Annotated in this window: 10 protein-coding genes; 5 read left to right on the plus strand and 5 right to left on the minus strand. The window is 69.1% G+C overall.

Features of this window, described 5'->3' with window-relative positions:
- Positions 1 to 9: 9 nt before the first annotated feature.
- From MJO54_RS22310 to MJO54_RS22330, 5 genes are all read right to left on the minus strand, one after another.
- On the minus strand, positions 10 to 9414 hold the full coding sequence (locus MJO54_RS22310; protein ID WP_240176028.1) for a hypothetical protein: 9405 nt from the start codon (positions 9412 to 9414) through the stop codon (positions 10 to 12).
- 743 nt (positions 9415 to 10157) lie between these two features.
- Positions 10158 to 12566, minus strand: a complete 2409-nt coding sequence (locus MJO54_RS22315; protein WP_046285841.1) for a hypothetical protein — start codon at positions 12564 to 12566, stop codon at positions 10158 to 10160.
- A 49-nt stretch (positions 12567 to 12615) separates the two neighbouring features.
- Positions 12616 to 14919 carry a hypothetical protein gene (locus MJO54_RS22320; RefSeq protein WP_046285847.1) on the minus strand — a complete coding sequence of 768 codons (2304 nt, stop codon included), beginning with the start codon at positions 14917 to 14919 and terminating at the stop codon, positions 12616 to 12618.
- A 411-nt stretch (positions 14920 to 15330) separates the two neighbouring features.
- Positions 15331 to 17217 carry a fatty acyl-AMP ligase gene (locus tag MJO54_RS22325; RefSeq protein WP_240175436.1) on the minus strand — a complete coding sequence of 629 codons (1887 nt, stop codon included), beginning with the start codon at positions 17215 to 17217 and terminating at the stop codon, positions 15331 to 15333.
- 364 nt (positions 17218 to 17581) lie between these two features.
- The gene (locus MJO54_RS22330; RefSeq protein WP_240175437.1) at positions 17582 to 18778 is read right to left on the minus strand and encodes a cysteine desulfurase-like protein; all 1197 of its coding nucleotides are present in this window, start codon (positions 18776 to 18778) and stop codon (positions 17582 to 17584) included.
- Between the two features lie 106 nt (positions 18779 to 18884).
- Here MJO54_RS22330 and MJO54_RS22335 point away from each other — a divergent pair, with 106 nt between their 5' ends.
- From MJO54_RS22335 to wzm, 5 genes are read left to right on the plus strand one after another with little or no spacing between them, the layout of a single operon-like run.
- Positions 18885 to 20837, plus strand: coding sequence for a DUF6541 family protein (locus MJO54_RS22335; RefSeq protein WP_240175438.1), 1953 nt, complete (start codon positions 18885 to 18887; stop codon positions 20835 to 20837).
- Positions 20813 to 21403 (plus strand): bacterial proteasome activator family protein, encoded by a 591-nt coding sequence (locus tag MJO54_RS22340; protein WP_240175439.1) that lies wholly within the window; start codon positions 20813 to 20815, stop codon positions 21401 to 21403. Before MJO54_RS22335 ends, MJO54_RS22340 begins: the two co-directional genes overlap by 25 nt.
- Positions 21404 to 21422: 19 nt before the next feature.
- Positions 21423 to 22232: a galactan export ABC transporter ATP-binding subunit Wzt/RfbE gene (gene wzt / locus MJO54_RS22345; RefSeq protein ID WP_105294918.1), complete on the plus strand. Its 810-nt coding sequence runs from the start codon at positions 21423 to 21425 to the stop codon at positions 22230 to 22232.
- On the plus strand, positions 22229 to 23140 hold the full coding sequence (gene glfT1 / locus MJO54_RS22350) for a galactofuranosyltransferase GlfT1 (RefSeq protein WP_240175440.1): 912 nt from the start codon (positions 22229 to 22231) through the stop codon (positions 23138 to 23140). Before wzt ends, glfT1 begins: the two co-directional genes overlap by 4 nt.
- On the plus strand, positions 23137 to 23967 hold the full coding sequence (gene wzm, locus MJO54_RS22355) for a galactan export ABC transporter permease subunit Wzm/RfbD (RefSeq protein WP_046285846.1): 831 nt from the start codon (positions 23137 to 23139) through the stop codon (positions 23965 to 23967). The genes glfT1 and wzm overlap by 4 nt, the downstream gene beginning before the upstream one ends.
- Positions 23968 to 24207 lie beyond the last annotated feature (240 nt).

A 24207-nucleotide genomic window follows, 5' to 3' on the forward strand; every position in this document is an offset into this window, starting at 1 on the left:
GTTAGGCGGTCAGGGGGCCGGCTGGCCGTCGAGGCCAGCGGTGCCAGCCGTGCCGTTGGTACCGTTCCCGCCCTTACTTCCGGCGCTACCGCCGGTACCCGCAGCACCGCCGGCGCCACCGGTACCACCTGCGCCGGCAGTGCCGCCGCTACCACCCGTGCCAATCGCACCGTCAGCACCATCGGCGCCGGCAATCCCGGCACCCGGAGCTGCCCCGCCCTGGCCCCCGGCACCTGCGTTGCCGCCGTTACCGCCGTCACCGCCGGTGCCACCATTGCCGCCCGTACCGCCGGCGCCGCCCTTTCCGAACAGGCCACCCTTCGATCCGGCGCCGCCGGTGCCGCCGGTGCCACCATTGCCGCCGCCGCCACCGTTGCCGCCCGAGCCGCCGATGCCTCCGGCTCCTCCGTTACCGGACTGAGTGCCACCTGACCCACCGTTGCCGGCCGCTCCGCCGTTGCCGCCGGCCGTACCGTCGCCTCCGTCACCGCCGGTACCGCCATTGCCGCCCTTGCCGCCCGAGCCGCTGCCCGCGGTGCCGGTGGTGCCGGTGGTGCCGTTGGTACCGGTGTAGCCGACGCCGCCGCTACCGCCGTTTCCGCCTGCACCGCCCGTGCCATTGAGCCCGGCGTTGCCGCCGCTGCCGCCCTTGCCGCCGTCCGCGCCGGCCACACCCGCACTGCCGATGGTGCCGGCCCCGCCGTTGCCGCCCTTGCCACCATCGCCGTACTGCGCGGTGGAGCTGCCGCCAGAGCCGCCGTCACCACCACTCTGGTGGGAACCTTGGCCGGCGCCGCCGTTACCGCCAGCGCCACCGTCTCCGGTACTGCCCGCAGCCCCGGCCGTCCCGCCGGCCGCCTGTACGGAATGATCGGCGTTCCAGCCGCCGACTCCGGCTGTGCCAGAGGTTCCTGCCGTGCTGGAGCTGTTGCCTCCATTGCCGCCAGATCCGGCCACGGCGTTGGCGCCGCCGCCAGCGCCATCGCCGCCGCGACCACCGTCGCCAGCGTTACCGGCGTTGCCACCGTTGCCGCCCTTACCGCCGACGCCGTCAGCGCCCGCACTGCCGTGTGCGGAACTGCCGCCGAAGCCACCGTTGCCACCGATACCGCCGGCCGCACCGTTGCCCGCCGTGCCGGTGGCGTCGCCACCGTTGGTGCCGTTGCCGCCGCTGCCCACAGCCGCGTTCACGCCGGCGGTGCCGTTGGCGGCGTTGCCGCCATTACCACCCGAACCGGCGGCGCCACCGACACCGCCAACACCACCGTTGCCGCCCTGGCTGCCGCCCGCGCCACCGCTACCGCCGTGGCCACCGTTGCCGCCTGCGACACCGTTGGTGCCGTTACCGGACGCCTCGGTGATGCCATTGCTACCGGTCGCACCAGCACCGCCGGCCCCACCGTTACCGCCGTTACCGACTGCGCCACCGGCACCACCGTCACCGCCGCTACCACCGGCCTGGGCGACGCCGTCACCGAGCATCACACCGGCGCCGCCCTGGCCACCATTACCACCGTTGCCGGTGCTGGGGTTACCGTCCGCGCCGGCCTTGCCGTCGGCCGCGATGGTGTTGTCGCCGCCGATGCCGCCGTTCCCTGCGGCGCCGCCGTATCCGGCGTAGCCACCGGCGCCGCCGTCACCGCCGTCACCGGCAGTGTGGTCGGCACCGCCGCCGGCACCGTTACCACCGTTGCCACCACGCCCAGCGGCACCGCCCGCGCCGCCGTTACCACCGACGCCGCCGGCACCTGTGCTGCCCTGGGTTCCGTTGGTGGCGGTGCCGCCGAGAGCACCCGCACCACCGTGACCACCGGCACCGCCGTTACCACTGATACCCGCGTTGCCGCCGTTGCCGCCGTCTGCGCCGCTACCGGCCACCGCGTTCTGCCCGTCGGTGCCCTGGGCGACGCCACCGATGCCGCCGGTACCACCCGTGCCGCCGCGTCCACCAGCGCCACCGTTGCCGGAGATGCTGCCGCCGGCGCCACCCACGCCACCGTTGCCGCCCGAACCGCCGACCGCACCATTGGTGCCGTTGCCGCTGCCGTCGATGATGCCGTTGGAACCGACCGAGCCGGTCCCGCCGTTACCACCGGCGCCGCCGTTACCGATCGTGCCGGCCGCGCCACCGAAGCCGCCGTTACCGCCGGCCTGGGAGGAGCCGTCAGCGAGCACCTGGCCGGTACCGCCGTGGCCGGCGTTGCCACCGTTGCCGCCGATTCCGAGCGCGCCGTCAGTGCCGGCCTTGCCCGAACCACCCGTACCGGTACCACCGGCACCGCCGAGGCCAGCCGCCGCGCGGTCGCCACCGTCGCCACCGTTGCCGCCTGCGCCAGCCTGGGTGTTGTTGCCGCCGCCCGAGCCGTTGGCACCGGTACCGCCGTTACCCGCGTTGCCGGCGTTTCCGCCATTTCCACCGTTGCCCGCGGTGCCGCTGACGGCGCTGCCGCCCTTGCCGCCGGCCGCACCCGCAGCGGCATTGCCGCCGTCACCGCCGCTGCCGCCCGCCGAGCCGCCCGTGCCCGCGGTGCCGTTACCGCCGTTACCGCCACTGCCGCCGTTACCGCCGTTACCGCCGTTACCGCCGTTACCGGAGATGGAGCCGCCGTTACCGCCGTTACCGCCGACAGCACCGGCTGTGCCAGACGTGCCGTCGGTTCCGTTGCCGTCGCCACCGGTGATCCCGGCCGCGCCGGTGGTACCGGAACCGCCGTTACCGCCGTTACCGCCGTTACCGATGTTGCCGCCGTCGCCGCCGTTACCGGCCTTACCGCCGGCCTGAGTGGTGCCTACCGCGTTACCGCCGTTACCGCCGTTACCGCCGTTACCGCCGTGTGCTCCGGCCAAGCCGTCGGTGCCGTCGGCACGCTGGGTCACACCATCACCGTTGAAGCCGCCAATGCCACCGATTCCGGCCGTGCCAACGTTGCCGCCGGCACCGCCGTTACCACCGGAACCGGCAAGGCTGTTGACACCGCCGCCGGCCCCGTTGCCACCGCGACCCCCATCCGCGCCCGTCCCGGCGTTACCGGCGTTACCGCCCACCGTGCCCAGACCATTGAGGCCGGCCGTGCCGTTGGTCGCGGTACCACCGGCACCGCCGTTACCGCCGTTACCGCCGTTACCGCCACTGCCGCCGTTGCCGCCGTTGCCGCCGTTGCTGCCGGCCCCACCGGTGCCGGCGACCGCGTCAAGACCCGCCTTGCCCTGGAAGCCGTTGCCACCGTTGCCACCGTTGCCCGCAGCGCCGGCGCCGCCACCGGCACCGCCGTTGCCCGCGATCGAGCCGCCCTTGCCGCCCGCGCCACCGTCGCCGCCTGCGCCACCGGACTGGCCGCTGATGCCATTGACCGAACTGGACGTGCCGCTCGCACCGTTGCCACCGACGCTGCCGGCGCCACCGGCACCACCGGCGCCACCGTTGCCGTAGGTTCCGGCGTCACCGCCGAGTCCGCCTGCGCCACCGCTCTGCGGGTTGCCGTTGGCCAGGGTCGCACCGTTACCGCCGCGCCCACCGGCGCCGCCGTTACCGCCGGTGGCCGCACCGCCGTTGCCGCCGTTGACGGCCTGGTTGCCGTCGCCGCTCAGGCCGCCCTTACCACCGAGGCCGATCGCGCCACGGTCACCGCCGTCACCGCCGTTGCCGCCGTGTCCGGCAATCGCATTCGAGCCGCCTCCGGCACCGTTGGCACCGGTACCGCCGTTGCCGGCGTTGCCCGCGGCGCCACCCTGGCCGCCGACGCCACCGGCACCGGCCGCACCGTTGTTGCCGAGCGTTGCCGTGCCGCCGACACCACCGGCGCCACCGTTGCCGCCAAGGCCGCCCGAGCCGCCGTCGCCACCGTAGCCGCCGTTGCCGCCGGAAAGCCCGCTACCGAATGCCACCGAGGCGGCATTGGCACCGTTGGCGCCGGAACCACCGCGACCGCCCGCACCACCCGCGCCACCGGCGCCACCGGCACCGGCGTCACCGGAGATGCTCCCGCCTTCGCCGCCGTCGCCGCCCGCACCACCGGCACCGCCGAGACCGCCGTTGGTTCCGCTGCCGCCGTTGCCGGCGCCATCGACGACCCCGTCGACACCTGCGGTGCCGGCCGAACCGATGCCACCGTTACCGCCGGCACCGCCGACGCCGACCGGTCCTGCCGCGCCACCGCGGCCACCATCACCACCGGCCTGCGGCGATGCATCGGCGTGCACCACGCCGGCGCCACCGTTGCCGCCCGCGCCACCGTTACCTCCGGTGGCCGCGGCGCCCGCTGCGCCGTCGGCAGCCTGTTCGGTGTTGTCACCGTTCCAACCGCCTTCACCTGCGGTCGCGCCGGCCTCGCCACGAACACCGCCCTGACCACCGGCACCACCGTTGCCGGCCTTGACCCCGGCGCCTCCGCCGGCGCCGTGGCCGCCCTGGCCGCCATTACCGGCGTTGCCCGCGTCACCGGCGTTACCGCCGACGCCGCCGGCACCGGCCGCACCAGTGGCACCGTTGGTCGCGCTGCCGCCCGCACCGCCGTTGCCGCCTTGGCCGCCGTTGCCGCCCTTGCCGCCGTCGCCGGCGTCGCCACCGTTGGTTCCGTTACCGCCGGTGCCCGCACCGGCGTTGATACCGGCAGTTCCGTCCGAACCGTTGCCGCCGTTGCCGCCGTGGCCTGCTGCGCCGCCGCTACCGCCGGCACCACCATTGCCGGAGACGGAGCCGCCGGCACCACCGGCGCCACCGACGCCACCGGCACCGCCGTCGGCGCCATCGGTGCCGTTGCCGTTGAGGTCGGTAATGCCGTCGACCGTCGCACCCGCGCCGCCGTTACCGCCGGCACCACCATTGCGCACCGACGAGCCTTCACCACCGGCACCACCGGCACCACCGCCCTGACCGGTGTTGGTTCCGCCGATCAGGCCGGTACCAGCCCCACCCTGGCCACCGGCGCCGCCGTCGCTGCCCTGCCCGCTGTTGCCGGCGCCACCCTGGGCTCCGGTCGCAGTGCCGGTACCGCCGACGCCTTGGGCTCCTGCGCTGCCGCCATCGGCACCGGCGCCGCCGGCACCACCGGCGCCCGCGTTGGCGGCGCCGCCACCACCGAGGCCGGTTCCACCCTTGCCGGCGATACCGGCGTTACCGCCGTTACCGGCGTTACCGCCGGCACCACCGGTGCCATTGTTCGCCACACCACCGGTACCACCGGTGCCGCCCTGGCCGCCGGCTCCGGCGTTACCGCCGTAGCCACCCGCGGTGTCGGCAACCGTCGCGTCCGCACCAGCGCCACCGGCGCCACCGTTGCCGCCGTTGCCGGCGTTACCGCCGGTGCCACCATTGCCGGACGTGGTGCCGCCGGAACCACCGGTGCCACCGTTACCGCCGACGCCGCCGAGGAAGCCTGCGGTGCCGTTGCCGTTGGGGTCGGTGATGCCAGCGACCGTCGCGCCGACGCCACCGGTACCACCGGTGCCACCGTTTCCGAGCGCTGCGGCATTACCACCGGCGCCGCCGTGGCCACCGCCCTGACCGGTCAGCCCATCGCTGGCCAGACCACTGCCGTCGCCACCGTTACCACCGGCCGCACCATCGCTGCTCAGACCGGCCTCGCCGGCGCCACCGTCGGCGCCCACCTGCGCACCGGTTCCGCCGGCACCTACGCTGCCGGCCGCACCGCCGTCGGCGCCGTTACCACCGGCGCCACCGTTACCGGCGTTGTCGGCGCCGCCGCCACCAAGTCCCTTGCCGCCGGCCGCAGCGGTGCCTGCCGCACCACCGTCGCCGGCGTCGCCGCCGGTACCACCGGTGCCGTTGGCCGAGGTGCCACCCGCACCACCGGCGCCACCCGCACCACCGGCGCCGGCGCTACCGCCGTTGCCACCGGCCGCACCGGCCACCGTCGCGTCGGCTGCCGCGCCGCCCTTACCCCCGGATGCACCGGTGCCACCGGCACCACCAGCACCGCCGTTGCCCGAGTTGCTACCCGCCGCGCCGCCGACGCCACCGGCACCACCGGCGCCACCGACGCCACCGGTCGTGCCGTTGCCTCCGCCGTCGGTGAACCCGTCAGCGCCAGCGAAGCCCTTACCGCCGGCGCCGCCGGCACCACCGTTGCCGTTCGTGGCCGCGTTACCGCCGGCGCCACCCTGACCGCCGGCCTGGCCGGTCAGCCCGTCGCTGGCCAAGCCGCTGGCGTCGCCACCGTTACCACCGGCCGCACCGTCGCTGCTCTCACCGGCGTCGCCCGCGGCGCCATCGGCACCCGCCTGCGCACCGGTTCCGCCGGCACCGAAGTTGCCCGCCGCACCGCCGTCGGCGCCATTACCACCGGCACCGCCAGCACCGGCGTTGTCGGCGCCGCCGCCACCAAGTCCCTTGCCGCCGGCCGCGGCGGTGCCTGCCGCACCACCATTGCCGGCGTCGCCGCCGATACCACCGGTGCCATTGGCCGAGGTGCCACCCGCACCACCGGCGCCGCCCGCACCACCGGCACCGGCACTACCGCCGTTGCCACCGGCCGCGCCGGCCACCGTCGCGTCGTTGGCCGCGCCGCCGTCACCGCCGGAAGCACCGGAACCACCGGCGCCACCAGCACCACCGGTGCCCGAGTTGCTGCCCGCCGCACCGCCGGCACCGCCAGCGCCACCGGCACCGCCAACGCCACCCGTGGTGCCGTCACCGTTGCCGTCGGTCGTGCCGTTCGCCCCATCGGCTCCCGCACCGCCGGCGCCACCGGCACCACCGTTGCCGTTCGTGGCCGCGTCACCGCCGGCTCCACCAGCTCCACCGGCCTGACCGGTCTGGCCGTCGCTGGCCAGTCCACTGCCGGCGCCGCCGTTACCACCGGCCGCGCCATCACTGCTCAGGCCGTCCAGGCCCGCATCGCCAGAGGCACCGCCAGTGACACCGCTGCCACCAGCGCCACCGCTGCCGGCCGCGCCACCGTCTGCGCCGTTACCACCGGAACCGCCGGCACCGGCGTTGTCGGCGCCGCCGCCGCCAAGTCCCTTGCCACCGGAAGCCGCCAATCCGGCCGCGCCACCGTTACCGGCGTCACCGCCCGCGCCACCGGTGCCGTTGGCCGAGGAGCCACCAGCACCACCCTTGCCGCCCGCACCACCGGCGCCGGCACTACCGCCGTCACCTCCGGCAGCACCGGCCACCGTCGCGTCATCGGCGGCACCGCCGTTACCGCCGACACCACCCTGACCACCGGCGCCACCGGCGCCACCGGTACCGGAGTTGGATCCGGCCGCACCGCCGGCGCCACCCTGGCCGCCGGCGCCGGCGTTGCCACCCGCGGTACCGCTGCCGCTGTTGTCCGTCGTGCCTTGCGTGCCATTGGCACCCGCGCCGCCGGCGCCGCCCGCGCCGCCGTTGCCATCGATGGCGGCGTTGCCGCCCTGACCACCGACGCCACCGGCCTGTCCGGTTACGCCATCGCTGGCCAGACCGACGCCCTTGCCACCGGCGCCACCGGCGCCACCGTTGCTTCCCGCACCGACACTGCCCGCGCTACCGGCGGCGCCGCCGTCGGTCCCGGCACCCGCCGCACCGGCCGCGCCGCCGACCGCGCCATCGCCACCTTGGCCACCGGCGCCGGCTGCGTCGAAGCCACCACCGCCGAGGCCCGCGCCACCATCCGCGGCCTGGCCGGCCGCGCCACCGTTACCCGCGGCTCCGCCGGCACCACCGGCGCCGATCGCGGAGACACCACCCGCACCACCATCGCCACCGATGCCGCCGGCGCCGGCGTTACCACCGGTGCCGCCGGTGTTGCCGGCTGCCGTCGCGTCGTCGGCCGCGCCACCGTTACCACCGGTGCCGCCGGTTCCGCCCGCGCCGCCTACGCCGCCCGTGCCGGAGTTGGTGCCGCCGGCACCACCGATGCCGCCCGCACCGCCGGCACCACCCGTTGCACCCGCGGTGCCGTTGCCGTTGCCGTCGGTGACACCGTGCTCACCGGTCGCACCCCGGCCACCGGCGCCGCCCGCGCCACCGTCGCCATCGGTACCGGCGTCGCCACCGTTACCGCCCTGGCCACCGGCCTGCGCGGTGCCGTCGCCCAGGAGCTCGCCTGCGCCACCGACACCACCGGCCCCACCATTGCCCTCGACACCGTCAACACCCGTCGCACCGGTCGCGGCGTACGCGGACCCGCCGCTGGAGCCGCCCTTACCACCGGTACCGCCCTGGCCCGCAGTGGAGCCGGCCGCACTACCACCGTTACCGCCGGAGCCCGCCGCTGCGGCGTTACCGCCACCGGCACCGGCACCACCGGCACCACCATTGCCGGCCTGACCACCGGCGCCACCGTCGCCACCGATACCACCGACACCGTGCGCACCCGCGGTGCCGTGCGCCGAAGTACCGCCAGCACCACCAGCGCCACCGACACCACCCACGCCGCCGTTGCCGGCCGTGCTGGTCGCGTCACCACCGTCGCCACCGTTGTCACCGCTACCGGCGGCCGCGTCCACGCCCGCGAGACCGTCGGCACCGGCACCACCGATACCACCGGTGCCACCTCGGCCACCCGCACCACCGGCACCACCATTGCCGGCCTGCGAACCACCGGCACCACCAGCGCCACCGACACCACCGGCGCCACCGGCCAGACCCGTGGTGCCATTGCCGTTGACATCGGTGTGCCCGGCCAGACCGACCGCACCGTCACCACCGACGCCACCGGCGCCACCGTTGCCCAGCGAACCACCGTCACCACCACGGCCGCCAGCACCACCGGCTGTGCCTGCGATGGTGGCGTCGGCACCGTCACCACCACGACCACCGTTACCACCACCGGTCGCCGCCGCACCCGCATTACCCGCGGTACCCGGGGTCGAACCGGCACCACCGGCACCGGCCACACCGGCGTCACCACCGCGACCACCGGCACCGCCATCGACATACTTCGAGTCGCCGTCGGCGCCATCGCCGCCGTTGCCTCCGAGACCGGCGTTACCACCGTTACCGCCGGTGCTACCGGCACCAGCAGCACCGGCGGAACCGAGCAGACCACCAGAGCCACCGGCACCACCGAGACCCGCGGCACCACCGGCACCACCGTTACCGCCATTACCCGCAGCGCCACCGGCACCGCCGGCGACGGTGGCGTCGATGCCGTCGCCGCCATCGCCACCGTTACCACCATCGGCACCGGCACCACCGGCACCACCCTTACCGCCGGAACCGATCAGCCACGAACCCTTACCACCGGCACCACCATTACCACCAGCACCACCATTAGCACCGGCAAGACCATTCAGCCCAGCACCAACCGCCGCCCCAGCAGCACCCACCGCACCATCGCCACCAAGACCACCATTGCCGCCCGAACCGAACGCCAACCCAAGACCATCACCACCGGCACCACCAACACCACCGGCACCACCAGCGATACCAGCACCCGCAGCACCACCATCACCGCCGATACCCATCCACCAGCCACCGTTACCACCGGCGCCACCGTCACCACCATCAACACCCGCACCACCGGCGCCACCATCGCCGAACATGCCCGCCGAACCACCAACACCACCAGTGCCATCAGCAGCCGTACCACCAGCACCACCATCACCGAACCACAAACCACCAGCACCACCAGCAGCCTGCGCCAGCGTCCCACCATCAATACCGTCAGCACCATTGCCGATCAGAATCTGACCGAACCCAAAAATATTGATGAAGTCATTAACCGCAGACCCAAACGAACTATTGATCCACGCCTGACCCAAGTCATGCCACGGGTCATAGAACAACGACCCAAACCAATCATCAGCAGCAGCCGAACCCGGCACACCCGCCAACGACGCATCAAACGACAAACCCACATTCGACAGCAACGGCTCCCACGAAGCCTGATCAAACAACGTCTCCCACGACGACGCCTGACTCAAATCACCAAGAGCCCCAGCCAAATCCGAACCAACCAGATCAACAACCCAATCCAGCTCATCCGCATGCGCAACAGGCGCCGAAGACAACGGCGACAACCCAAACGCCAAAAACGCCCCAACCGCACTACCGGCACCCAACAGACGGCGGCCACGCCGACGTGAGTGACCGTTGCCCGAAGCGTTACGTCCTACTGCCATTTGGGTTTTCCTATCTGTGTGGCCCACAGTTGTGCTCGCTTTGTCTGTCATGAAGTTGGATTTGGCGGCTTACCCGCTCAGCAGGTTCAGCCGTAGAAGCCCAATGCCGCGGCGATCTGGTTCGGAATGTCGTTGAGCCACTCCGACGCCACGCCGAAGAAGTTGCCGTTGATGCCGAACAGGCCCAGGTCGGACAGCCCCAGCCCGTCGATCAGGCCGTTGATGTCGAGGCTGCCCAGGCCGAGGTCGGTGAGCAGCGAGTTGATCGTGATGCCATCGAGACCCAGGTTGGAGACGATGGTGTCCAGATCGAAGGTGTCCAGGCCGATCCAGCCGAGGAAGGTCCCCAGCGTGGGGTCGCCGAGCACACTGGTCATCAGGTCGGTGATGAACGTGTCCAAGTGGACCTCGTCCAGACCCAGACCACCCAGGATGCTCTCGATCGAGACCCCGCCCAACAGGCTGTTGATGAACTCGTCGAGCGACTGGTCGTTCAGGCCCAGGCCGTTGAGAATGCCGGCGATCGAGATGCTGCTCAACCCGAGGCGGTCGATGAACATGTCGATGTCGATGTTGTTCAGGCCGAGGTTATTGAAGATCGCCTGGATGTAGATGTCGTTCAAGCCGAGACTGTCGATCAGGCCGGACAGACTGACGCTGCCCATGCCCCAGTCCTCGAACAGTGAGAGCAGCGTGGTGTCGGTCAGCCCCAGTCCGGCGACAGCATTCGTGAAGAGCTCCGTCAGGGTCGGGTCGAAGCCCCAGGCGGTGAGGAACTGCTCAAGAGTGACGTTGCCGGTCAGATTGCCCAGTCCGTCGAACAACTGCTCGAGCGTGTAGTTACCGAGGCCCATGGCATCAAGGCCCTGGAACACGGTGATGTTGGACATGTTCAGGCCCTCGACAACTTGGCCGACGGTGTTGGTGCCCATCACCGCCGCCAGCGTCGGGTTGCCGGCCTTCTCAAGCAGGGAGGCCTGATCGGGGGCGAGAACGCCCAACGGTGTCACAGCCAGGTTCGCGTAATTCGGGTCTGGGCTAGGAAGCGTGTACATCAAGTCGACGAGCACAACGTCGCTGACCGGAGTGTCGGGCGGGTAACCCATGGTGTTCTCGCCGATCGGCATCATGTCGATCAGATCCGCGACGGTCTGGCTGCCGAACGGCCCCATCAGGTCGCCCAAGGTGGCGCCGGGCGGGAACATCGAGAGCATCATTTCCATCAGCGGCGTGCTGCCGGTGATGTCCGGTCCGAGGAACCCATCGTTGAGCAGGTCGATCAGCGTCTGGTCGCCGTACTCGCCCAACATTCCGGCGAGCGCGCCGATGGTGATGTTGCCGAGGCCCATCTGCTCGAAGAGGTCGGTCAGTGGGGGGTCGCCGAGCGAATCGGTCAGCAATCCGCCGATGGTCCAGGACGGGTCGATCAGGCTGGCCAGGGACTCGTTGCCCGTGGCGCCGAGCAGATCCTTGATCAGGCCACCGACGGTGGCGTCGTCACCGCCGACGAAGCTCAGGATGAGCTCGGACAGGCTGGGGTTGCCGATGTCGGTCTGGTTGAGCAGTGCGATCAGCAGGCTGGCGACCGAGTCGCCGGGCTGGATTCCACCGAGGCTCTCCAACAGCTCAGCGATGGTGGGGTTGCCGATGCCGGCCTCGTTGAAGACGCCGATCAGCAAGTCGGAGAGCGATTGGGTACCGATGCCCATGTCGTTGAGCAGGTCCACCGGCGTCATGTGGCCAAAGCCGAGCCCGTCGAGCAGGTCGATGATCAGCGTTTCCAGCGGAACATCGCCGATACCGGCCTGCGACAACAACTGGGTGATGGTGGTGTCACCCATGCCGGACAGATCGACCACATCACCGATGTTGAAGTTGGCATCGATCGGCTGTCCCGGGGTCAAGATGCCGTTGAACAACGGGAAGTAGGCGCCCCCGAAGTCGACTCCGCTGCTGCCGTTGAGAAAGGCGTCCAACAGCGTCGCCGGCGCACCGACCAGCGCCGAGAACGCCTTCATCGGGTCGGTGAAGAGGTTGCTGAAGATTTCCTCCATGACCTGCTGGAACGCGTTGCCCATGGTCACCCATGGGCCAATGCCTGCCAGCAGCGAAGCGGCCCAGGTCGGCAGCTGCAGGTCGATCTCCGCTGGGAACGGGAAGATCTGGACGCCGACGGTGGGCATCGAGTTGGTGAAGATGTTGATGACATCCGGGATGCCGTTGATCGCCTCTTGCGGGTGCGTGATGATGTGCTGCAGCAGCCCCCACATGTCCACTGAGTTCTGGTTCAGCGCCTGTAGGTTCGCGATGGTGTGCTCGAACAGATCGGTATAGGGCGAGAAGAAGCCCGACGTGAGCGCAACGCCGCGCTGCTCGATCGTCGCGAGCTGGTGCTGCAGCTGCGGCAGGTTGGCGGCCACGGGCGGAACCGCGACCAGGCCCACCCCGGCAACAGCCAGGCCGGTGGTGACGTACGGACGAAGTGTTTGCTGCATGACGCCCTCCCGGACGGAAGTTCCGAAGTTGCTTTGCCGTTCAGGTCGTTTAGCCACCGAGCACCGCCGTGATCTGGTCCCCTAGGCCGTCAAGCCAGTAGGACATCGAGCCCCAGAACTCGCTGATCTGGGCGTTGATCACGGTCATATCTCCAAGACCCATGGAGGTCAGGAGCTCGTCGACGGTCTGGGTGCCGAAGTCGCCGAGCAGCGCACTGACCGTTGAGGTCCCGAACAGCGAGTCGATCAACTCGTTGAGGGTCTGATCGCCCAGGCCCAGGGCGAGCATCTGGTCGGCGATGGTGGTGATGCCGAAGAACTGGTCGAACAGGTCGCTGAGCGACTGGCCGCCGAGGCCGAAGTCGTTGAGCATGTCGTTGAGGGTCTGCGGTCCCAGCGCCTGACGGATGATGTCGTCGAGGTGCATGCTGCCCAGTCCACCGTCGTCCAGTGCGTTGGCGACGGTTTGGTCACCGAAGGTCTGGTTGAGCAGTTCACTCATGGTCTGGTCGCCCAGACCCGACGCGCTGAGCATGTCGATGATGGTCTGGTCGGCGGGCACCAGCTGGTCGATCAGGTCCGCCAGGGTGGTGTTGCCCATGACGCCGAGCAGCGACGAGAGCGGCGCGTCGGGCATACCAGCCAGCACCAGTTCGGTCAGGGTCTGATCGGCCATGCCCGAGTCGGCGAGCATCTGCCCCAGCGTCATCGAGAAGTTTTGCTGGATCATGTCGGCGAGGCTCATCTCGGCCATCGGGCCGAGCATCACAGAAAGCGGCTCGTCCAGCTGGGCGCCCAGCATGCTGGCGATGGTGGTACCCGCCAGGGAGTCGGACAGCAGGGCGTCACCACCCTTGTCCAGCGGAGTCATGCCGGTAGCCACGAGCATGTCGTTGATCGTGAGATTGCCGGTGATGTAGGACAGGTTGCCGAAGATCGTGCCCAGCGACAGGTTCGTGATACCCAACAGGTCGGTGACGTCCCGGGCTGTGACAGCGCCGAAGCCCGCGTAACCCATAACGTCGGCCACCGTGGTGTCGCCGAAGGGACCGAGGATGCTGACGGCCAACTGCCCCACGTCAGCGTCGGCAAGGCCGGCCTGACTGAGCAGGTCCATCATCGTCTGGTTGCCCAGACCCAGGCCGCCGAGCAGCGAGGTGATGAACTCGTGGGTGGTCTGGGCGCCGAGCCCGGTGGCGTCAAGCAGGTCCGCCGGGGTTTGACCGCCGAGGCCCAGTGCTTCCACCGCCGTTTGCAGCAGTCCGTTGAGCGTCAGGTCGCCGGCGCCGATGTCACCGAGGAGCTCGTTGACCGTCGGGTCGCCGATGCCCAGCGCGTTGAGCACGTCCATACCCAGGTCGGCCAGCTTGAGGTCGGCCAAGCCGACGTCGCCGGCGATGTCGACGACCGTCGGGTTGTCGAAGCCCAGGGCATGGGTGAAGTCGATCGCAAGGTCGGCGACCTGAACATTGCCGATGCCCAGCTGGTCCATGAGCTCAGCGATGGTCGGGTTGCCGATGCCCACCGCGTCGAAGACGGTGCTCAGCACGCTGGAGACCTCAAGGCTGCCCAGGCCGAGGGCGTTGATGACGTCGACGGGGGTGTCGTCGCCCATGCCGAGGCTGTCCAGCAGGCCGGTCAACATGCCCGCCACCTGCAGCGTGCCGATGCCGGTCTGGTCGAGCAGGCTGGCGATGGTCTGGTCGCCGATGTTGAGGTTGTTGGCCAGCTCTTCGGCCGTCTGGTCGATGATCAGGTTCTGACCGGGGACCAGCAGGCCGTTGAAGACGGGGATGCTGATGCCGGCCACGTCGATGGTGCTGGTGCCGTTCAGCCACGCGTCGAGCAGACGCGGGACCGCGGTGAAGATCGCCGCGAACGGGTCCAGCGGGTCGTTGGGGTTGAAGATCTGGTTGAGGATGTCCTGCATCGCGTCGTTGACCGTGACCAGCGGGCCGATGATCCCCATGCCGATGGTCAGGATCGGCGAGAGCAGAACCATGAGCGGGTCGGAGCCGCTGATCGACGGCATGATGCTGGTCAGGAAGTCGAAGACCTCCGGGAGCCGCGACAGCGAGCTCGGGTCACTGAAGATCTGCTCAAGCAGGTTGATCCACCCGTTGTCAGATCCCATCGCCACCAGGTTGGTGGCGGTGTTGTTGAACAGGTCCTGCCACGGCCCGAAGAAGTCCGCCGTGAGTTTCACAGGATGGTGCTGGGCCATCTCATAGGACTGTCGAGGCTCAACTTGGGGCCGCAGCACCGCGGCGGGAACCGCCCCGTTAACCGCGATCAACGCGGCACCCGCGATCGCGACACCGGGGGTGACGTACGGGCGAAGCGCGAGCTGCATCATGCTCTCCTACGGACACTGACTACGGACGTTGCTTAAACTTACATGAGTTTTCCGCTTTGTCGAACCGTAATTTTTATAAGGAAAACAGTCGTAAAAACCCTGGCTGATTGCACGTGAGGCGATAGATGTCCATCAGGCAGGAAGGACGTATCCCCATGTCACCGTGGTGTGCACCATGACCCCAAGCAGAACTCTTGGGTTTTGTTAATGATTATTCTGCGGGGTGTGGCGACGCTTAGGTAGGGACGTTCTGGGCGGGGCGGCGCCGCCGACAGAGCCAGAGCATCTGCAAGAAAGTCGCCACACGGTCCCGAACAAGCAGCCGGCGCCGGAAGTTGAACGTGGGCCTGCTGGGCTTCGCCTTCAAGCCAGCCAAGCACCAGCAGCGGTCCCAGCGGGATCTTGAGGTCAGGCCTGGCCCGGCGAGCCTTCCCGCCGCTGCTGCGCCAATCCGGCCGCGACCGCCCGCCCCAGTCCGGCCAACAGCGCACCCTTGAGTCCCGGTCCCGCTTTTGCCGGCCGCGGCTCCGCCCACTCCGCCAACACTGTCAGCTCACCCGCGACGTACTGGTCGCGGCACGCGCCGCGCTGAATCTTGCCGCTGGTGGTAGTCGGTATCCGCATCGGTTTGAGCAGCACGACGGCCTGTGCGTCGATTCCGTGGTGAGTGCGGATGGCCGCCCGGATGGCGTCGATCAGATCTTTCGGATCGACCCCGACCGCCTCATGGTGGTGCACCTCCTGCACCACCACCAGGTATTCGGGGGCGTAACGCTCGGTCGGCAACTGGAACACCGCGCCACGGCTGGGCATCAATGCCGGATGGCATGCCTGCACCGTCAGCTCGATGTCGTTGGGGTAGTGGCTATAGCCACCGATCGTCATCAGGTCTTTACACCGGCCGGTGACGTACAGTTCGCCGCCGGAGAAGAACCCCAGGTCGCCACTGCGCAGGTAGGGGCCCTCGCCGGTGTCAGCCAGATGCGCCCCGAAGGCGTGCTCGGTCTCTTCGGGGCGACCCCAGTAGCCCACGCCCACACTCGGTCCGGACACCCATATCTCGCCCACTTCCTCAGGGGCGCGAAGTACCCGCGTCTCGGCATCGACGATTCGGACGTCCAGGAGCTCCGACTTCTTACCGCAGCCCACCAGCGGCAGTGCAGTCTCCGGCTTGGCAACGTCGGCTGCTACCTCGACGACTCGATCCTCGGTGAGCGCGGTCCGGTCGAAGTGGCGGACCACCGGCAACGCCGACTCGGACATACCCGTCACGCCCAGGGTCGCCTCGGCCAGCCCATAGGCCGGAATGAAGGCCTCCGGCCGGAAGCCGGCGGGCGCGAATGCGTCGGCAAAAGACTGCAGAGTCTCAGAACTGATCGGCCCGGCGCCGACCACGGCGATCGACAAGCTCGACAGGTCCAGGGCGGCGCGCTGCTCTGCTGTGCTGCGTTTGACACAGGCCTCGTAGGCGAAGTTGGGTGCGGCGGTGATGGTCGCCTGGTAGCGCGAGATCGCCTGCATCCACCGGAGCGGGCGCATCAGGAAGGCGCTCGGCGACATCAGCACGGTGGTGCGGCCGCCATAAATGGTGCCGAGGATGCCCCCCACGAAACCCATGTCGTGATACTGCGGCAACCAAGACACCCCGCTGATCGGGCTGTTCATCACTGGCGCATCATCCGGCGGATTCAGCGCCCACCTCATAATCTCCAGGTTGCTGAGGTAGTTGCGGTGAGTCAGCACGCAACCCTTCGGCACCCCGGTGGAGCCCGAGGTGTACTGAATCATGGCGAGGCTGTCGCCACGGACGCTCTGCGGCTCCCAGTCCGCGCCGTCGCCGGAGACCTCATCCATGGCCAGCCACGTCAGCTTCGGCCCGGAACTGAGGCCGTCCACCGCAGACTTCATCTTGGCCTGGGTCTTGGCCGTCGCCAGCGCGAAGCCCGCATCCGCTTCGGGCACGACGGTCTCGATCCGCCGGATAGGCCAGTGCTCGTCGACCGGTATCGCGACAGCGCCGGCGTAGAAACAGCCGAACAGCCCGGCGATGCTGTCCACACCGGGACGGCAGAGCACCAGCACACGCTGACCGGCGGCACCGTGAAGCTGCAAGTTCGCCGCGATCGAGCGGGCACGCCGGTCCAGGTCGCGGTAGGTGACCCGGTCCTCTTCAATGTCGCCTTCGGGGCAGAAGATGAAAGCGGGCGTGTCCTGAAAACGCGCAGCCTGCTGCTGCATCAGGTCCACCAAGGTGTCCAGAGCCAAAGGGGCCAAGGAACTTGTCAGTTCTGCCATCGTCTGATCTGCCTTCAAAGTACGTCGGTAACGGCCACAGCGTAGCGGGATCGCAAGCGCGGCGGAGCCGGGCGCAGCGGATGCCGCATGGGCCCGGCCGCCGGACCACCGCCGGCCGGTGCACCGTCTGCCCATCGGGCCTCTCTTGACTATCTGACACCACCTGCCCGTCCGGTACCAGGCCAGGACCATATGGAGATTTGCCCGCCTAAGAGCGACTCTGATGGTTACAGCGGCGACTATGCAGCCGCCCGAAGCCGATTGACCTGACATAATGCAGGTTGTCGCTCCAAGCCGGGCAAACGCCACATCCCAGCCGCCCGGTTGCGGGTGGGGCAAATGAGATTCTGGTGACCGCAGGCCGTCAGCCCAGCGACGCCAGCGCCCGAACCAGCTGGTCGACTTCGGCCATCGTCGAGTAGTGGCCCAACCCGATGGTGACCGCTCCCCCGATGTCGTTGACCCCGATCGCATCCAGCACCCGGGATCCGGCATTGGCGATCGCCAGCACACCGTTGTCGGCCAACCGCTGCACCACTCGCTCGGCCGGCACCTTCTGTACTGCGAAGCTGACCACCGGGATGCGCGCCTCGGGCTGGCCGATCAGCATCACCAGCGGCAGTGACCGCAAAGAACTAAGTAGGTACTCGAAGAGCCGATTCAGATACGCCGCGACGGACTGCATCGATACCGCCAGCCGCTCGCGGCGGCTACCCCGTGCCGACTCGTCCAGAGAAGCCAGATACTCGACACTGGCCACCAGCCCAGCGAGCAGACCGAACTGGTGCAGGCCGACTTCCAATCGGGCCGGGCCCACGGCGTGCGGGTCCAGCGATACCGACCCGAACGTGTCGATCAGCGCCGGGTCACGAAAGACCAGCGCGCCCACCGGCGGCCCACCCCAGGAGGCCGCGTTGACGGCCACCACGTCCGCCTCGACCTCGTTGATGTCGAGTAGCCGGTACGGCGCCGCGGCCGAGTGGTCGACTACGGCGACGCCGCCCACGTCGTGGACCAGCTTGGTGACCGGCCGAAGGTCAGTGACGGTGCCCAGCACCCCCGACCCCGAGGTGAGTGCCACCAGCCGGGTGGACGGGGTGATCAGGTTCTCCCACTGCCAGCTGGGCAGCTCCCCGGTCTCGATGTCGACCTCAGCCCATTTGAGCTTGGCGCCATAGCGGTTGGCGGCCCGCACCCAGGGGGCGATGTTGGCCTCATCGTCGAGACGGGTGACCACTGTCTCGTAGCCAAGGCTCACCCGCGACGACGCGGCATCGGCCAAAGCGCTCAACAACACGGCGCGATCCGGACCCAGCACCACCGCGGCGGGATCGGCGCCCACCAGATCCGCCACCGCCTGGCGGGCCGCGACCAACACCGCGGCACTGCGGCGGGCCGCCGGGTGCGGACCGACCGCCTTCGCCAACGATCCCCGGAATGCGGTCGACACGGTGGTGGCCACCGAGTCCGGAATCAACATGCCCGACGGCGAATCGAAATGAACCCATCCGTCACCGAGCGTCGGGTGCAATCCACGCACGCGAGCGACGTCATAGGCCATGCCAGCCACCTTAAAACTTCTCAAGATCGATCGGTGAACGTCTCGGATAACGAGATAGCTCCCCCGCAATACGGAGCCAGGTCACCTTGGCAGACATACTAGTGCAGTGCTTCTGGGCTTCGGACTGGTCACCGCGCTTTTGCTGCTGGTACTTCCCGGCGCGCTCGTAGCGGCCGGCGCCGGCCTGAACTGGCCGTTAGCCGTGGCGGTCGGACCGGCGCTTACCTACGGAGTCGTAGGCCTGGCCATCGTCCCTTTCGGCGCCATCGGAATCCCTTGGAACGCAACCACGGCAGCGGCCGCACTGGTGGTGGCCGGCGCGGCGGTGTACGGCTTGGCGAGGGGAATGCGGTCTTTGCTGACGCGCCGTCCCGGCATCCACGTGGCGGCCCCCTCGCCGGCACTGTGGCCGATACTCACGGTGGCCGCCGGAACGCTGCTGGGCCTATTGCTGATCGGCTGGGCCGCGGTGCGGGGAATCCCGGACTGGCAGAGCATTCCCAGCACCTGGGACGCGGTGTGGCACGCCAACACCGTCCGATTCATCCTCGACACCGGCCAGGCCTCACCGACTCATATGGGCGAGCTGCGCAATGTCGAAACCCACGCCGCGTTGTATTACCCGTCGGCGTTTCACGCACTGACCGCGGTGCTGTGCCAACTGACCGGCGCCGCACCCACCACCGGCTACACCCTGGCCGGCCTGGCCGCCTCGGTGTGGCTGTTTCCGGTCAGCGCAGCGCTGCTCACCTGGAATCTGCTGCAGCGGGTGACGAGCACCGCCGTGACGGCGGTGTCAGCGGGCGGCGCGGCCGCGCTCTCGGCGTCCTTCACCGCGCTGCCCTACGTCGAGTTCGGCACCGCCGCCATGCCCAATCTGGTGGCTTATGGGCTGGTGGCGCCGGCGTTCGCGCTGATCACCGCCGTGCGCACCCTGCGGGACCGGATCGGCGTGGCGGTGCTGGCGCTGCTGGGGGTGTTCTCGGTCCACCTGACCGGAGGCGTGGTCACGGTCCTGCTGCTGGCGGCCTGGTGGCTGTGTCCCTCCGACGGCGCGCTGTGGAACCCGCTGCGCGGAAAGCGGCGGGACACCCTCGCCCTGGCCGGGGTCCTGATCCCGACCGGGCTGCTGCTGCTGCCGCAACTGCTGAGCGTGCGCAAACAAGCCGAGATCATCGCCGGGCACGCGTTTCTGACCCACGAGGGTCGCAAGTCGGGTTTGCGCGACGCGCTACTGATGCACACCCGCCACCTCAACGACTTTCCGATCCAATATGCGCTGGTGGCCCTGGCTGTGATCGGGGCGGCGCTGCTGGTGGCCCGCAAGGTGTGGTGGCCGTTGGCGCTGTGGGCGGTGCTGGTGGTGGGAGTGGTGCAGTCCTCGGCTCCACTCGGCGGCCCGGTCGGCGCCGTGGTGGGCACCTTCACTGATCTGTTCTACAGCGACCCGCGCCGAATCATGGCGGCGATGACATTGCTGTTAGTCCCGATGGCCGGGGTGGGTCTGGCGGCGCTGGCCCGGGTCATGTCCAAGCCGGTGGGCGCGCGGGCGCGGCCGGTACTGACCGGGTTGCTGCTGGTGGCGGCGACGGTCGGGCTGGCCTGGCATTACCTGCCGCGGCACGCGTTCTTGTTCGGCGATAAGTACGACTCGGTGATGATCGATGCCCGCGACCTGCAGGCGTACGCCTACCTGGCCGACCTGCCCGGGGCCCACGACACCGTGATCGGCAATGCCAACGTCGACGGCAGCGCCTGGATGTACGCGGTCGCCGACCTGCACCCGCTGTGGACGCACTACGACTACCCTCAGCAGCAAGGCCCCGGCCCGGAGCGGTTCATCTTCTGGGCCTTCGCCGACGACGCAGACACCGATCCTCGGGTGGCGACCGCCGTGCACGACCTGAATATCCGTTACGTGCTGATCAGCAGCCCGACGGTCCGCGGGTTCTCACTACCCGACGGGCTAGTGTCACTGGAGAAATCGCGGTCGTGGGCCAAGATCTACGACAATGGCGGGGCCAGCATCTACGAATGGCAAGGAGACAGAGCGCGGTGATCACCAGCGGCGCAGACGACATGGACAGCGCAGATGGCGTCGAGATCATCAGCGGCGCCGACCCGCGACTGTTGGCGGCTGGACTCAACAGCTCCGCTGACACCGCTGATGATGACGAGGCGTCGCTGACCGACCTGATCGAGCAGCCCGCCAAGGTCATGCGGATCGGCACCATGATCAAGCAGCTGCTCGAAGAAGTCCGCGCGGCGCCCCTGGATGATGCGAGCCGGCTTCGCCTGCGCGAGATCCACTCCGCCAGCATTCGCGAGCTCGAGGACGGCTTGGCTCCGGAACTGCGCGAGGAGCTGGACCGGCTGACGCTGCCGCTGCGCGAGGACGCCACACCATCGGACGCCGAACTGCGAATCGCCCAAGCCCAGCTGGTCGGCTGGCTGGAGGGCCTGTTCCACGGCATCCAGACCGCGTTGTTCGCCCAGCAGATGGCTGCCCGGGCGCAGCTGGAGCAGATGCGCCACGGCGCCCTGCCCCCCGGCGCCGGCCCGGGTGCCGGGGCAGGCGGGCCCGGAAGCCACAGCCAGAGCCACGGCTCCGGCCAGTACCTGTAAGTCAGCAAGCGGAATTGCCGTGCCTGACAACGATCCTCGTATCGAAACCCATGACGCCTGGGTCGAGTTCCCTATCTTCGACGCCAAGTCACGGTCGCTGAAGAAGGCGTTCCTCGGCAAGGCCGGCGGGGCGATCGGACGCAACAACTCCAATGTGGTGGTGGTCGAGGCGCTGCGCGACATCACCATGTCACTGTCGCTGGGCGATCGGGTGGGTCTGGTCGGCCACAACGGCGCGGGTAAATCCACTCTGCTGCGGCTGCTTTCGGGGATCTACGAGCCCACGCGCGGGTCCGCATCGGTGGTTGGGCGGGTGGCGCCGGTGTTCGATCTAGGCGTGGGCATGGACCCGGAGATCTCCGGCTACGAGAACATCATCATCCGCGGTCTGTTCCTCGGACAGACCCGCAAGCAGATGGCCGCCAAAGTCGACGAAATCGCCGAATTCACCGAGCTGGGCGACTATCTGGCAATGCCACTGCGCACCTACTCCACCGGTATGCGGGTGCGGTTGGCGATGGGCGTGGTCACCAGCATCGATCCGGAGATCCTGTTGCTCGACGAGGGCATTGGCGCCGTGGACGCCGAGTTTTTGAAAAAGGCCCAGACCCGGTTGCAGAAGCTGGTGGAGCGGTCCGGAATCCTGGTGTTCGCCAGCCATTCCAACGAATTCCTGGCCCGCCTGTGCAAGACCGCGATGTGGATCGACCACGGCACCATCCGAATGACCGGGGGAATCGAGGAAGTGGTCGGCGCTTACGAAGGCCCCGATGCGGCCCGGCACGTGCGCGAGGTGCTTGCCGAGACGCAGGCCAGGGACCAGGCGTGAACGAAACCATCTACGCCGTCGTTGTCACGCACCGGCGGCCGCAGCAGCTGGCCGAGTCACTGGCGGCGCTGACAGGCCAGACCCGGGCACCTGACCACGTTATCGTTGTGGACAACGATAACGACCCCGCGGTGGCCGAGCTGGTGGCTGGGCAATCAGTGCCGTGCACGTACCTCGGTTCGCGGCGAAACCTCGGTGGCGCAGGCGGTTTCGCGCTGGGCATTCTGCACGCCCTGGCCGCCGGCGCGGACTGGGTGTGGCTGGCCGACGACGACGGCCGTCCGGCCGACGACGGGGTACTGTCGGCGCTGCTGGCCTGCGCGGCCAAGCATCGCCTGGCCGAGGTGTCGCCGATGGTGTGCAACATCGACGACCCGTCCCGGCTGGCCTTCCCGCTCCGGCGCGGGCTGGTGTGGCGACGTCAAGTCGGCGAATTACGCACTGGCGCAGCGGATGACGACCTGCTGCCGGGGATCGCGTCGTTGTTCAACGGGGCGCTGTTCACCGCGGATGCCCTGGACGCGGTCGGCGTGCCCGACCTGCGGTTGTTCATGCGCGGCGACGAGGTGGAGGTACACCGCCGGCTGGTGCGGTCGGGATTGGCGTTCGGAACGTGCCTGAACGCGGCATACCTGCACCCGTGCGGTTCGGCGGAGTTCAAACCGATCCTGGGTGGTCGAATGCACGCCCAGTATCCAGACAGCGCCGCCAAACGCTTCTATACCTACCGCAATCGCGGCTATCTGATGGCTCAGCCGGGAATGCGCCGGTTGTTGGTCCAGGAATGGCTGCGGTTCGGCTGGTTCTTCCTGGTGTCACGCCGCGACCCGGCCGGCCTGATCCAGTGGGCCCGGCTGCGCCGACAGGGACGCCGCGAACAGTTCGCCAAACCGGAGGAGCAGCAATGAGCTTCGACGACGTTGCCGCGCAGTCCAAGACGTTTGCGCGGGCGCGGGCCGATCTGGTGGACGGGTTCGGCCGCCGCGAGTTGTGGCTGCACCTGGGCTGGCAAGACATCAAACAGCGTTACCGGCGCAGCGTGCTCGGCCCGTTCTGGATCACCATCGGCACCGCCACCACCGCGGTGGCGATGGGTGGCCTGTACTCCAAGCTGTTCCACCTCGACCTGGCGGTACACCTGCCGTACGTGACGCTCGGGCTGATCGTGTGGAACCTTTTGAACGCCGCCATCCTGGAGGGCGCCGACGTGTTCGTCGCCAACGAGGGGCTGATCAAGCAGCTGCCTACGCCGTTGAGCGTGCACGTCTACCGGCTGGTGTGGCGCCAGATGATCCTGTTCGCGCACAACATCATCATCTATGTACCGATCGCGTTGATCTTCCCGAAACCCTGGTCGTGGGCGGATCTTTCGGTGATCCCGGCACTGCTCCTGATCGCACTGAACTGCGTTTGGGTGTCGCTGTGCTTCGGGATTCTGGCCACCCGCTACCGCGACATCGCCCCGCTGCTGTTCTCGGTGGTGCAGCTGCTGTTCTTGATGACGCCGATCATCTGGAACTACGACACCCTGCGTGCTCAAGGAGCGTCACGCTGGACGGCGGTGGTGGAGTTCAACCCGCTGATGCACTACCTGGACATCGTGCGGGCCCCACTGCTTGGAGCGCACCAAGAACTGCGGCACTGGGCGGTGGTGCTGGTGTTGACGGTGGTCGGCTGGGTGGTGGCCGCGTTGGTGTTGCGCCAGTACCGGGCGCGGGTCGCGTACTGGGTATAGCCGGTTCGTTGCGCCGGCTGAGTTGGCTCAGATTGGCCAGAGCGGGCCACATCGGTCACTTGCGTATCGTTGGAGGACTAGGCAGACGTTGCCAAATCGGATAGCGCCGACGATATCCGATTCAGCAACACCCACATGGTCCTCCGCCGGTGCTGAAGCGATGTGTGTGGCTAAGCCGGGGGAACAGACCGCACCGCGGTAAACGGAAGAACCCCGACCCTGTGCCGCCAGAGGCGACCA

The organism is Mycolicibacter virginiensis (assembly GCF_022374935.2).
Lineage (GTDB): Bacteria > Actinomycetota > Actinomycetes > Mycobacteriales > Mycobacteriaceae > Mycobacterium > Mycobacterium virginiense.